General features: G+C 41.5%; 9 protein-coding genes and 3 pseudogenes. 9 read left to right on the top strand and 3 right to left on the bottom strand.

Translation table 11 applies throughout. The annotated features are described in order from the left end of the window. Window positions 1–407: 407 nt before the first annotated feature. The 5 genes from adhE (at window position 408) to ahpF (ending at window position 7,438) form a co-directional block, all read left to right on the top strand. Window positions 408–3,011, top strand: coding sequence for a bifunctional acetaldehyde-CoA/alcohol dehydrogenase (adhE, locus tag BTA30_RS05130; RefSeq protein ID WP_076760062.1), 2,604 nt, complete (start codon window positions 408–410; stop codon window positions 3,009–3,011). A 146-nt stretch (window positions 3,012–3,157) separates the two neighbouring features. Then, window positions 3,158–3,775 carry a DUF421 domain-containing protein gene (locus tag BTA30_RS05135; protein ID WP_491523022.1) on the top strand — a complete coding sequence of 206 codons (618 nt, stop codon included), beginning with the start codon at window positions 3,158–3,160 and terminating at the stop codon, window positions 3,773–3,775. A 13-nt stretch (window positions 3,776–3,788) separates the two neighbouring features. Next, window positions 3,789–5,084, top strand: coding sequence for a chloride channel protein (locus tag BTA30_RS05140; protein WP_076760067.1), 1,296 nt, complete (start codon window positions 3,789–3,791; stop codon window positions 5,082–5,084). Between the two features lie 247 nt (window positions 5,085–5,331). Further along, a complete protein-coding gene (ahpC, locus tag BTA30_RS05145; protein ID WP_076760071.1) occupies window positions 5,332–5,895 on the top strand; it encodes an alkyl hydroperoxide reductase subunit C in 564 nt (187 codons plus the stop codon). Window positions 5,896–5,908: 13 nt separating this feature from the next. After that, on the top strand, window positions 5,909–7,438 hold the full coding sequence (ahpF, locus tag BTA30_RS05150) for an alkyl hydroperoxide reductase subunit F (protein WP_076760073.1): 1,530 nt from the start codon (window positions 5,909–5,911) through the stop codon (window positions 7,436–7,438). Window positions 7,439–7,679: 241 nt separating this feature from the next. On the opposite strand, the pseudogene BTA30_RS23685 reads toward ahpF, so the two are convergent. Further along, window positions 7,680–7,998, bottom strand: a pseudogene (locus BTA30_RS23685) (thioredoxin reductase); the annotation flags it as partial. A 240-nt stretch (window positions 7,999–8,238) separates the two neighbouring features. Here BTA30_RS23685 and BTA30_RS05155 point away from each other — a divergent pair. The 4 genes and pseudogenes from BTA30_RS05155 to BTA30_RS05170 all read left to right on the top strand — a co-directional run bounded on the left by BTA30_RS05155 (window position 8,239) and on the right by BTA30_RS05170 (window position 11,822). After that, a pseudogene (locus BTA30_RS05155) lies at window positions 8,239–8,853 on the top strand (ABC transporter ATP-binding protein). After that, window positions 8,804–9,724 carry an iron-hydroxamate ABC transporter substrate-binding protein gene (locus BTA30_RS05160; protein ID WP_076760075.1) on the top strand — a complete coding sequence of 307 codons (921 nt, stop codon included), beginning with the start codon at window positions 8,804–8,806 and terminating at the stop codon, window positions 9,722–9,724. The pseudogene BTA30_RS05155 and the gene BTA30_RS05160 overlap by 50 nt, the downstream one beginning before the upstream one ends. 86 nt (window positions 9,725–9,810) lie before the next feature. Further along, window positions 9,811–10,821 carry a FecCD family ABC transporter permease gene (locus BTA30_RS05165; protein WP_076760078.1) on the top strand — a complete coding sequence of 337 codons (1,011 nt, stop codon included), beginning with the start codon at window positions 9,811–9,813 and terminating at the stop codon, window positions 10,819–10,821. Next, complete coding sequence (locus BTA30_RS05170; RefSeq protein ID WP_076760081.1) at window positions 10,818–11,822, top strand: FecCD family ABC transporter permease; 1,005 nt, start codon at window positions 10,818–10,820, stop codon at window positions 11,820–11,822. Before BTA30_RS05165 ends, BTA30_RS05170 begins: the two co-directional genes overlap by 4 nt. Before the next feature lie 204 nt (window positions 11,823–12,026). Here BTA30_RS05170 and BTA30_RS05175 read toward each other — a convergent pair. Both BTA30_RS05175 and BTA30_RS05180 read right to left on the bottom strand, forming a co-directional pair. Next, window positions 12,027–12,168 (bottom strand): annotated as a pseudogene (locus tag BTA30_RS05175) (23S rRNA (pseudouridine(1915)-N(3))-methyltransferase RlmH); the annotation flags it as partial. Window positions 12,169–12,175: 7 nt separating this feature from the next. Continuing rightward, window positions 12,176–13,393: a YecA family protein gene (locus BTA30_RS05180; RefSeq protein ID WP_076760083.1), complete on the bottom strand. Its 1,218-nt coding sequence runs from the start codon at window positions 13,391–13,393 to the stop codon at window positions 12,176–12,178. Window positions 13,394–13,437: the final 44 nt, after the last annotated feature.

Genomic DNA, 13,437 nt, shown 5'->3' on the forward strand with positions numbered 1-13,437 from the left:
GCATCCCAATAGGAGGTGCAGTTTTTCTCTTTTTAAAAAGTATTTTTGGGACTAATTGCCCGATCTGCCTCCCCGTCCCCCCCTAGTCTTAGCATTCAGAGACTTTTCTGCCTAAGTACGCATAAGAAATATTTACTATTTTTATCATGATTCATACTTTGTTCAACATTTCACAAATTACTATTTTTAATTCCGTGATAAGATAAATTCATTCATAAAAACAAGGAGATGAGATCGGGATGAGAACATTTATTATCTCATCAAAAATAAAAATTCCCATATCAGCATAAAAATTTTTAGTCTTTATTGTGAAATTATTCACAAACTTACCGGCGACATTTTTCTTTCGAGATAATCCCAAGAAATCCTGTTTGTAGAATTCCTATCAATTCATTGGAGGGTTTACAATGGCAGTCGAAGAAAAGGAAATGAAACAGAAGCAAAATGTCTCAACAATGATTGATCGTTTAGTAGAAAAAAGTCTTACGGCATTGGAAGAATTCCGCAGCTTTGATCAGGAACAAATTGATGAAATTGTCAAACAGATGGCGCTTGCCGGACTTGATCAGCATATGCCCCTTGCAAAGCTTGCGATCGAGGAAACAAAACGCGGTGTATACGAAGATAAAATCATCAAAAACATGTTTGCCACAGAGTATGTCTACCACAATATTAAATACAATAAAACAGTTGGAATCATCCATGAAAACGAACATGACGGGGTCATTGAAATTGCGGAGCCTGTCGGTGTCGTCGCCGGGGTGACACCAGTGACGAACCCGACGTCCACCACCATGTTCAAGTCCCTGATATCGATTAAAACAAGAAATCCAATCATTTTTGCATTCCATCCATCCGCACAAAAATGCAGCAGTGAGGCTGCAAGAATCCTTAAAGATGCGGCTGTCAGGGCAGGGGCGCCTGAACATTGCATTCAATGGATCGAAACGCCATCACTTGAAGCAACCCAAGCCTTAATGACCCATCCGAAGGTTTCTCTGATTCTTGCCACTGGCGGCGCAGGCATGGTGAAATCCGCTTACAGCTCCGGCAAACCGGCCCTTGGCGTTGGACCGGGAAACGTGCCATGCTATATCGAGAAATCTGCAAACGTAAAACAAGCCGTAAATGATCTGATTTTATCCAAAACATTCGATAACGGGATGATTTGCGCTTCAGAACAGGCAGTCATCATCGATAAAGACATTTATTCAGACGTGAAAAGGGAAATGACCGTCAACAATTGCTACCTACTCAATGAGGCAGAAAGAACAAAGGTTGAAAAATTGGTCATCAACGAAAATACCTGTGCGGTCAATGCTGATATTGTCGGCATGTCAGCCTGTAAAATTGCCGAAATGGCAGGCATAAAGGTTCCTGAAGACACAAAAATCCTTGTGGCAGAATTAAAAGGGGTCGGGCCGGAATATCCGCTTTCAAGGGAAAAATTAAGTCCCGTTCTAGCCTGTTATAAGGTGAACGGACTCCAAGAAGGATTAAAGCGGGCCGAAGAGATGCTTGAGTTCGGCGGCATAGGCCACTCTGCGGTCATTCATACAACCGACCAGGAAGCCATTGAGCAGTTTGGATTAAGGATGAAAGCAGGGCGGATCATCGTCAATGCCCCCTCTTCCCAAGGAGCGATCGGCGATATTTATAATGCCTATATGCCTTCCTTAACACTTGGCTGTGGTACGTATGGAGGAAACGCTGTATCGACAAACGTGGGTGCGATTCACTTAATCAACACTAAAAAAGTGGCAAAAAGGAATGTCAATATGCAGTGGTTTAAAGTACCGCCAAAAATTTATTTTGAAAAACATTCAACACAGTATTTAGCGAAGATGCCTGATATCTCAAAAGCGTTTATTGTGACTGACCCGGGAATGGTAAAACTGGGCTATGTGGACCGCGTCCTTCACTACTTAAGAAAACGCCCGGACTACGTTCATTGCGAAATCTTCTCTGATGTAGAACCTGACCCATCGATTGAAACGGTCATGAACGGCGTCGAGATGATGGCTAAATTCCAGCCCGACGTCATTATTGCACTCGGCGGGGGTTCTGCAATGGATGCCGCTAAAGGGATGTGGATGTTCTATGAGCACCCTGATGCTGAATTCTTCGGATTAAAGCAGAAATTTTTAGACATCCGCAAACGCATCGTCAAATTTCCGAAATTGGGAGAAAGAGCAAAATTCGTTGCGATTCCAACGACATCCGGAACCGGTTCTGAAGTCACCTCATTCTCTGTCATTACAGATAAAGAGGCAAATACGAAATATCCGCTCGCCGATTATGAATTAACGCCGGATGTGGCGATCATTGACCCGCAGTTTGTCATGACCGTACCGAAACATATTACAGCAGATACAGGAATGGACGTATTGACACATGCGATCGAATCCTATGTATCCTGCATGGCCAACGACTATACAGACGGCTTAGCCATGAAAGCCATCCAGCTTATCTTTGAATACCTGCCAAGAGCGTACAAAAACGGCAGCGATGAGCTGGCCCGAGAAAAAGTGCACAACGCATCAACGATTGCCGGTATGGCATTTTCCAACGCATTCCTTGGGATTAACCACAGTTTAGCGCATAAGCTGGGGGCGGAATTTCATATTGCCCACGGACGTGCAAACGCCATTCTTCTGCCGCACGTCATCCGCTATAATGCAGCAAAACCGAAGAAATTCGCGGCATTCCCGAAATACAGCCATTTCGTAGCCGATCAGCGCTACGCGGACATTGCCAGAATGCTGGGCTTGCCGGCAAAGACAACGGAGGAAGGCGTTGAAAGCCTGATTCAGGCCATCATCTCGCTTGCCAGAGAGCTTAAAATTCCAATGAGCCTCAAACAAAACGACATTGATGCCGCTACATTCGAAAGCAAAGTAGATCTTATGGCAGACCGCGCCTTTGAAGACCAATGCACAACAGCAAATCCGAAGCTTCCATTGGTGTCTGAACTGGCTGAGATTTATCGTTCTGCGTTTAAAGGAGTTTAATCATCGATTCAGTGAAAAGCCATCCTGCAAGGGATGGCTTTTTGCCGTTTTTAAAACACTTTAATTGCAGTCTAGGCGGTTCAGCCATGAATAATTTTATATTTCTTTTACAACATATAATTATTCGATGTGTTTTGGAAGGAGGAATGTTCTTGGATTTACATTTCATCTGGAAAGCTGTTGTCATTGTCATAGGAGGAGTCCTCATTTTACGGTTAGCCGGCAGAAAATCCATTTCACAGCTTACTGTTGCACAGACTGTCATCATGATAGCTGTTGGTTCATTAATTATCCAACCCGTTAATGACAGAAATATTTGGATTACAATGCTCGTCACATTTTTAATGATTCTCACTCTTCTTTTGATTGAGTATATCGCTTTAAAATTTGATGCTTTAGAGAGCTTTATTTATGGAAAATCAGTTCTGGTAGTCGAAAATGGGCAAATTAATATAAGGAATTTAAAAAAACTGCGCTTAACTGTTGATATGCTTGAAGTCAGATTGAGACAACAAAATATTCAAACATTTAAGGATTTACAATGGGCGACAATCGAATCGAACGGTCAGTTAGGATATATGTTAAAACCGAATAAACAATATGCTACTAAAGAGGATATTCAACAGTTGAAATCGCTGATTGAAATGAATCTCAATCAACCTCCTATTGAACCCCCCGTACCACAAGCAAATGCCTCAGATAACATTTTTACGGAAATCAAAAACCCTATGCATGCCAAAAAGCATTCAAACGAATTGAAATGAGGTTACAGATCAAGTGATACAGGATACTAGTTTTTTAAAGATTCTTGGTAAGTGGATATTATATGGAGGCATCATTGGCGGAATTGTGGGGTCAACGACAGCCTTCCTAATAAAAGCAAACGACTATCTGGGTGAAGTAAGAGAACAAAACGGCTGGCTCATATACCTCCTGCCGCTTGGAGGAATCGTCATTGGCTACATATACATGAACTATGGAAAAGTAGTCTTACATAACACCTTAAACGACACCGCCCAATTAAATAATCTTGTGATTGACGCTGTGAATGGAGAAAAACAAGTTCCGCAGAGAATGGGACCTATTGTCTATCTCGGAACTTTTATAACGGTTTTTTTCGGCGGATCGACCGGGAGAGAAGGGGCTGCTGTCCAAATGGGAGGCAGTGCAGCTGCAATGGTAAACAAGTTGTTTAAGGTCGATTTTTTAGACACTAAAATTTTAATGATGAGCGGTGTTAGTGCCGGGTTTGGTGCTGCATTTGGTACACCCGTAACCGGCGCTGTATTTGGAATGGAGATGACTGCTTTAGGAAAGTTGAAATTTGAAGCGCTTGTCCCTTGTTTTGTGGCCAGCTTCACCGGTCACTATATCACGACTGCCGCTTGGGGAGTTAAGCACGAAGAATTTCTGATCCATGCTCTACCAGAGTTATCTTTCATCACATTTGTAAAAATTCTTCTTGTTTCTGTTATGTTCAGCCTATTAAGCGTCGCATATTGCCAATTGAGACACGGGATAGAAACATTCACCGAGAGAATTTTTAATCAAAACCATATGAAAAGAGCCTTTGTTGGAGGAATCATCATTGTATGTTTATTTTTAATGGCTGGTTCACAAGATTACAATGGCCGCGGTTTGAACATGTTAGAGCAGGCTTTTAAAGAAGAGGTGCCTCCTTTTGCCTTCCTCGCCAAGCTCATTTTTACAGCCGTTACTTTGGGGACGGGCTTTGTCGGCGGTGAGGCTATACCATTATTTTTCATGGGCGCAACACTAGGTAATACCTTACACTCCATTGTCCATTTACCTCTCTCATTTTTAGCAGCATTGGGACTGGTTGCTGCGTTTTGCGGCGGTGCTAATACCCCTATCACAGCGTTCTTGTTAGCACTGGAAATGTTTGATGGAAAAGGATTAGAGTACTTTTTTGTTGCTTGTCTCGTTAGCTATATATGTTCCGGCCATCATGGACTATGGCCGTCTCAAAAAATATATGAACCAAAGAGCCGATTATACAGTGTTATTAACGGAGAAACGATCAAAAATGTTGAAAAAAAGAAAAAGTCTTAGACCTGTGTCCATCCTTTTAGCGGATGGCTTTTCTATTTACCGTACATGCTTGATTTTCAATTAGAACTTTTCATTCTCATCTTTCTCACTAGTAAAATCAATTTTCAACTAGCTTATCTTATAAAAAACAAAGTTCTTGACAAAAAATATTTGTTATTTAATAATCTATATATAATTATAATAATTCTAGAAAAGTAAAGTTTATTATTTTATTTTTCTTAAACCACATTCAGGAGGAAGATGTATTATGTCTCTAATCGGAAAAGAAGTAAAACCATTCACAGCAAAAGCTTACAAAAACGGTGAATTTATCGATGTAACAAACGAAAGTCTGAAAGGTCAATGGAGCATTTTCTGCTTCTATCCGGCAGATTTCTCATTCGTTTGCCCGACTGAACTTGAAGATCTGCAAAACGAATATGCTGCCCTAAAAGAACTTGGTGTAGAAGTATACTCTGTTTCCACAGATACTCACTTCGTACATAAAGGCTGGCACGACAGCTCTGAAAAAATCGGCAAAATCACTTACGCGATGATCGGTGACCCATCTCAAACCATCTCCCGCAACTTTGAAGTGCTGAACGAAGAAGAAGGTCTTGCTGACCGCGGAACATTCATCATCGATCCGGACGGCGTCATCCAAGCGGTTGAAGTCAACGCAGGCGGTATCGGCCGTGATGCAAGCATTCTGATCAATAAAGTAAAAGCGGCTCAATACGTCCGCCAAAACCCAGGTGAAGTTTGCCCGGCTAAATGGGAAGAAGGTTCTGAAACACTGACACCAAGCCTTGACCTAGTAGGCAAAATCTAAGGAGTGCATTCAATTGGTACTTGAAGCAAATATCAAAGCACAATTAAACCAATACATGCAGATGATTGAAAATGACATCGTCCTTAAAGTCAGTACAGGCGATGACAGTGTCTCTAAGGATATGCTGGCTCTTGTAGAAGAGCTGGCTTCCATGTCATCAAAAATCACTGTTGAAAAGGCGCAGCTCGACAGAACGCCAAGCTTCAGCGTCAATCGTGCCGGAGAAGAAACAGGCGTGACATTCGCCGGGGTTCCGCTCGGTCACGAATTCACATCTTTGGTGCTGGCACTCTTGCAAGTAAGCGGCAGACCGCCGAAAGTCGATCAAAAAATCATCGATCAAATCAAGAACATCAGCGGCGAATACCGCTTTGAATCTTATATCAGCCTCACATGCCACAACTGCCCGGACGTTGTGCAGGCATTGAACATGATGAGCGTGCTCAACCCGAACATCACGCACACGATGATCGACGGTGCGGCATACAAGTCAGAAGTCGAAAGCAAAAACATCATGGCGGTGCCGACCCTATACTTGAACGGTGAACCGTTCGGCAGCGGCCGGATGACGCTCGAAGAGATTCTTGCGAAGATGGGCAGCGGCACAGATGCGTCTGAGCTTTCTGATAAAGATCCGTTCGATGTACTCGTTGTCGGAGGCGGACCTGCCGGCGCAAGCGCAGCAATCTATGCGGCGCGCAAAGGCATCCGCACGGGAATCGTTGCCGAACGCTTCGGCGGCCAAGTCCTTGACACGATGAGCATCGAGAACTTCATCAGCGTGAAGCGCACCGAAGGGCCTAAGCTTGCGGCAAGCCTTGAAGAACACGTGAAGGATTACGAGATCGACGTCATGAACCTGCAACGCGCAAAAGGTCTCGAGAAAAAAGATCTTTTCCATCTAGAACTCGAAAACGGCGCTGTGCTGAAAAGCAAAACCGTTATTCTTTCAACTGGCGCTCGCTGGCGCAATGTCGGTGTACCTGGTGAACAAGAGTTCAAAAACAAAGGTGTCGCATACTGCCCGCACTGTGACGGGCCATTGTTTGAAGGCAAAGACGTAGCCGTCATCGGCGGCGGCAACTCCGGTATCGAAGCAGCGATTGACCTTGCAGGCATCGTCAACCACGTTACTGTTCTTGAATTCGCACCGGAGCTGAAAGCTGACGAAGTTCTGCAAAAACGTCTCTACAGCCTCCCTAACGTGACTGTCGTGAAAAACGCCCAAACAAAAGAAATCACGGGTGATGAAAACGTAAACGGCATCACTTACGTTGACCGTGAAACAGGAGAAGAAAAACACGTCGAGCTCCAAGGCGTCTTCGTCCAAATCGGTCTTGTGCCGAACACGGAATGGCTGCCTGAAACCGTCGAACGCAACCGCATCGGCGAAATCGCAGTCGATAAACGCGGCGAAACAACCATCCCTGGCCTATTCGCTGCCGGCGATTGCACAGACAGCCCGTATAACCAAATTATTATTTCGATGGGATCTGGAGCGAACGCTGCTCTAGGCGCGTTTGATTACCTGATCCGCAACTAACTAGTATACAAAGCCGCTGTACTGCTTAAATGGCAGTGTGGCGGCTTTTTTCTTTCTATAAACCTTGTCCAGTTGTTCATTTTAAGTTGCCTCCCCCTCTAAAAAGTAATGATCATACACAATATACAGGACCTGATATGGTTCACCACTCTAAAGTGATTCAATAATTCACCTAAGGACTGCTGCCAAGTCATAACATTTTCAATTAGGAGCGTTCTCAGGCGAGACGAAATGTTTATAAAAGCGAAGTCATCGTATAATGAAAATTAGCGACTTTAAACCGCTCTTCTGCTCCTTCAATTTCGAGCTTTTTAAAATGCAAAATTCAACTCCCAACAGCAATAATCACTGTCTTTGTATAATGATTTTGACCTGACGCTGCGCTTAGCAAAAATGGGTATCGATTCTATTTTTTCATTCAACACCGCTGTTGGATCAAAGGTCAATCAACTAACATCCCAAATTATTTTCTCCGGGTAAACAAGGATTTCCCCGCCAAGTTTCGGCCAATATTCAATTAGCTTCATCTCTCTTAACCCGCTATAAAAGGTTGAAATCATCCTGTTGATTCATCACCGTTCATTCCCAAACATCATTCGTAATTGCTTATCAATGATAAGTTATTAAACCTATTTTCATAATAATTAATTTTATCTTTCTAAAAGTTTTCATTTTCATGAGGGTACTATGATAAGGACACATCGAATTGCTGTATTGACATATTGAAAAATGAAATATATATTTATTATTGATATTGATAATCATTATCGATCATTTATTTGTTTTTCATTCTGCGGGCCATAAAGGTAATTTGGCTATTTACTGAAGAATTAAAGTACTGGCTATGGGGAACATTTGATTGTAAAAAATCTCAGTGTAACGATTCCAGATAAAAGGTAAAAACCATCTCTCGGATCCAATGGTTGTGGAAAATCAACATCTACTGAAGACCATTACGCATATTATTCCACATCAATCAGGCTCAGTCCTTTTAGATGGAAAAGACATTTCAAAAGAAGACACAAAAGCCTTGGCGAAAAATGGCCATACTGGCACATCGGACTATAAATATCGCCTGATCGACACCCTTTCCGGAGGTCAGCGTCAACGTGTTTGAATTGCTATGGCTCTTGTACGGGAGACGGGCATTATTTTTCTTGATGATGGTACTTCATGATTTACATCGAGCTGCTCGTTTTTCAGATTATATCATTGCATTAAAAGGCGGCGAAGTCGTGAAGGCCGGGCTTGTGAAGAGATGAGTACTGCGGGAAGTCTTTCAAATTGATGCCGTTATTGGCCGTGACCCGAGAACAAATAACCCGATGTGTGTTACTTACAACTTATTAAGAGGTGAAAATGAGCATGAAGAAACTATTAATCCCGTTTTTGCTACTGCTGACTCTTATTATTAGTGCATGCGGCAATGAAGAGTCAACAACAAAGGATAGCGGCTCAACAAAAAAAGAATCTGAAACGATTACATACCAAGCGGAAACAGGGCCAATTGAAGTTCCAGCTGACCCACAAAGAGTTGTTATGCTTTCAGGCTACACTGGAAATGTTTTAGATTTAGGAGTCAACGTTGTCGGTGTAGACACTTGGTCTAAAAACAATCCAACCTTTAAAGAAAAGTTAAAAGATGTTCAAGAAGTTTCAGAAGATGACCTAGAAAAAATTATTGAATTAGAGCCAGATTTAATCATCGCGTTATCAACGGTAAAAAATTTAGACAAATTAAATGAAATCGCACCTACTGTTACTTATACATGGGGTAAAGTAGATTATTTAACTCAACACGTGGAAATTGGCAAGCTACTAAACAAAGAAAAAGAAGCCCAAGCATGGGTTAATGACTTTAAACACCGGGCAGAAGAAATTGGAGAAGATATTCGTACAAAAATTGGCGAGGATTCAACTGTATCTGTTATTGAAGCATATGGGAAAGACCTTTATGTTTACGGTAATAACTGGGCGCGCGGTACAGAAATCTTATATCAAACAATGAAACTAAATATGCCTGAAAAAGTAAAGGAAGACGCGTTAAAAGCAGGGTATTATACGTTATCAGCTGAAGTGCTTCCAAAATATGCGGGAGATTATGTCATTTTAAGTAAGTACTCTGATGCGAATACATCTTTCCAAGAAACAGACACATACAAGAACATTCCTGCTGTCCAAAACGGACATGTCATTGAAATGCAAGGTGAAGGCGCATCATTCACTGACCCAATCACACTTGAAAAGCAACTAGCATTCTTTAAAAAAGCGTTTCTAGGAAACTAAAACTAGAAAAGTAGAGGTCTATTGAAAGGGGTTGACCGGAAAGGGCAGCCCCTTTCCCATTCTAAGAAAGGAAAATTACGAGCTTTATGATAAGAAAAACTCAATCTTTTACCCCATTTGCCTTCAAACTGATCTTAGGAATTCTAGTTTTTATTGGTATGTTTTTTATGGCAATGGTATTTGGAGCTGCAGCCGTCTCAGTTGAAGATGTATGGTTGGCTCTTTCGTCTTCTGCAACCGGTGACCATATTTCGATTATCCGTGATATTCGGTTACCTCGTGAAATAGCTGCCATTTTTGTTGGCGCAGCTCTTGCTGTCTCTGGTGCAATCATGCAAGGTATAACAAGAAACCCACTTGCTGATCCAGGTTTACTAGGATTATCTGCCGGGGCTTATGCAGCATTGGCTGTTACGATCGCTTTCATTCCATCAGCCAATTACTTTTTGACGATGGTTGCCTGTTTTATTGGAGCCGCAATCGGTGCCTTGTTGGTTTTTGGAATTGGTTCGATGAAAAAAGGCGGATTCTCTCCTTTCCGTATTGTATTAGCGGGTTCTGCTGTTTCCGCCTTTTTATACGCCATTGCTGAAGGGCTTGGCCTTTATTTTAAAATTTCTAAAGATATCTCGATGTGGACAGCAGGAGGGATGGTCGGAACGACTTGGAATCAACTGCAAATCATCGTACCTTTTATTATAATTGGAATTGTTGTTTCCTTCTTCCTTTCGAGACAACTTACCATTCTCAGCTTAAATGAAGAAGTTGCAGTTGGCTTAGGCCAAAATATCATCAGAATTAAAATCCTTCTATTTATTGTCATTATCATTCTCGCGGGAGCATCTGTTGCTCTGGTTGGGAATATGACCTTTATCGGTCTTATGATTCCTCATATTGTTCGGGCAATTGTTGGAACCGATTATCGTTTTATTTTACCAATGTCTGCAACTTGCGGAGCTACTTTTATGCTATTTGCTGATACACTTGGCCGTACCTTAAATGCACCATATGAAACACCTGTTATAGCCATTGTCGCTATGCTTGGTTTACCGTTCTTCCTGATCATTGTCCGAAAGGGAGGAAAAACACTCTCATGATACATTCAGCATTAATCAAAAAACAGCGAATTATTTTATCGATTTCTCTAATACTTATCATAGCTACAGCTATAATTGGGATGGGGATAGGGTCTGCTAGTTTATCTTTTGACAGACTCATCCAGACTCTACTAGGTCAAGGAACCTTTAAAGAGGAATTTATATTATATTCTATTCGATTGCCTCGAATATTGATTACTTTATTAGCTGGGATGGCACTAGCTATGTCAGGTGCTATTTTGCAAGGAATCACAAAAAATGATTTAGCTGATCCAGGCATTATTGGGATTAATTCCGGTGCTGGGGTTGCCATTGCCGTTTTCTTTTTATTTTTCCCAGCTGAAGCCGGATCATTTGTTTATATGATTCCGCTTGTTGGCTTTATAGGAGCAATTATAACGGGCTTCTTCATTTATCTGTTAGCCTATAACAAAAATAGTGGTATGCAGCCTATAGGCTTAGTCCTCATCGGAGTCGGATTCTCAACTGCACTTTCCGGAGCTATGATTGTCATTATTTCTTCTGCTGAACGAACAAAAGTTGATTTCATCGCCAAATGGCTGGCAGGAAATATTTGGGGAACAGATTGGCCATTTATTTGGGCTCTCCTTCCTTGGTTAGTCATCTTGATTCCGTTTACTTTGTACAAAGCAAATCGACTAAATCTATTAGGATTAAGCGAGCCTGTTACCATTGGAGTTGGGGTTTCCATTGAAAGGGAGCGGATCGTTTTACTTTTAACAGCTGTCGCATTAGCGGCTGCTGCTGTTTCTGTCACTGGAGGTATTACCTTTATCGGATTAATGGCCCCACATATCGCAAAAACTTTGGTAGGACCCAGAAATCAACAATTTATCCCTGTTGCTATTCTACTTGGCGGTTGGCTATTATTATTCGCCGACACAATCGGACGTAATATCATTGAAACCACTATACCAGCTGGAATTATGGTCTCATTAATCGGGGCACCTTACTTTATTTATTTGTTATTGAAAAAGTAAAACATCCATAAAAACGAGGCTGTCCCAATAAGTCTCTAAAAATTCATTTTTATATTTGATGACAAAATGGACCCATTAAATCAAACCCCTTGGTATTGTTGATCTTCATAAAGTCCATTTTGCGGAGGTGGTATGAAAGGGAGGAGTTTTCTCTTTTCAGACGACCTCTTTTATCTATTAAAGTGAAATCTATAAAAACCTCATTTACTTTTGATAATGCTCCCCCCGATTAATCCGAAATGCCCGATAAACCTAGCTGCATGCGCTGATGGGGAAACGTCATTCGTGAAAACGGCAGCTTCTCATCCGTACGCTTCAAGACGGCATCACTCAGGCCGAGCGAGCCGACCATATCATGATGAATTCAAGCAACACTTCTTATATTTCTTTCCGCTTCCGCATGGACAAGGATCATTACGGCCGATCGTTTTTCGGCTTTTGAAGTCGATCACATTGGATGATGGTTGAGGATGAACTGAAGCTGAGTCATTCATTGATTTTCTTCCTTGAGAAATTTCCTTTGGTGTGTGACCTTTCAACATCCACCTTCTAGAGTGATTAAACAATTCTGTCAGATGATAGGTGATCTCATCAATAAATTCAAGATCCGGAAATTCAAATTGAAGCTGAAAATACTCTACAGCTTGGTTCAAACTGGCATCATTGAGGATCATGGTATTTAACTGGTTTGTAAGATCCTCAATATCCTCAGTAGTCAAATGATAATACTGTTGTAAAAACTGAATGAAGTTTTTCATGTCTCTCGTTTTTTCCACGTACCCTGGCTTGCCCGCTTTTAAAAGTTGCTGTTTTGTAAAAGGATAATATCCAATGCTTGACCGCTTTTTGATTTCTTCAAAAGTCTTCTTCACGTTGTACACCCTTTTATCTACTAAACCATAAAGTGAATAAGCCATTTGCTGATAATAATCGCTCGCACTGGTCAATATATCTGAAAATTCTTGGAAATCTATTTCCTGCTTCAACAAGTCACTCACCATATCAACTAGAACTGACGTGTGCACAACCCCATAGTAATATAGTAAACCCTGAGTGAGCTGAATCCACTCCGTATTTCGATCAATCATTTTGTGTAATTCCTGATCCTCTACAGCAGATAACTGTTCCACAAGTTCTATAGGAACGGTTAACCCCTGCTTCCCATCTAAACAAATCGGAAAGATGATTCCCCAATCCATCAATGACTTAATTTGTTCAATGGATACATTCCTTGGCACCTGAATCTTACCTGAATGACTGACGATTTTTTTAAAAAGACCATACCTTTCCCGGTCAAATGTCGAAAGAATTCTGCGTAAATGACTTGGAATCGCGACAACCAGTTCCTGTATTAAATCCGCTTTTTTTAAATTGCTTATCCCTTTTAACTCAAGACTCTTACGTATTTGATCCAATTCAATTTTTGAGAGAGAATGGAGCAAGCTTTCCAATTGATACGGCTCACTAACATTCTTCCACAACTTCTGATCCCTTTTTTCCCGCAGCTCACGGTCATGTTTAATTCCTTGATCCAATGCATTTCTGATCCTATTCAACGTTTTAGAATCCAATACAGCCACCTCCTATCTAGGCTTGCTACTCGTTTCATTTTAAC

This window comes from Bacillus swezeyi, from assembly GCF_001969815.1.
In the GTDB taxonomy this organism is placed as follows: Bacteria; Bacillota; Bacilli; order Bacillales; family Bacillaceae; genus Bacillus; species Bacillus swezeyi.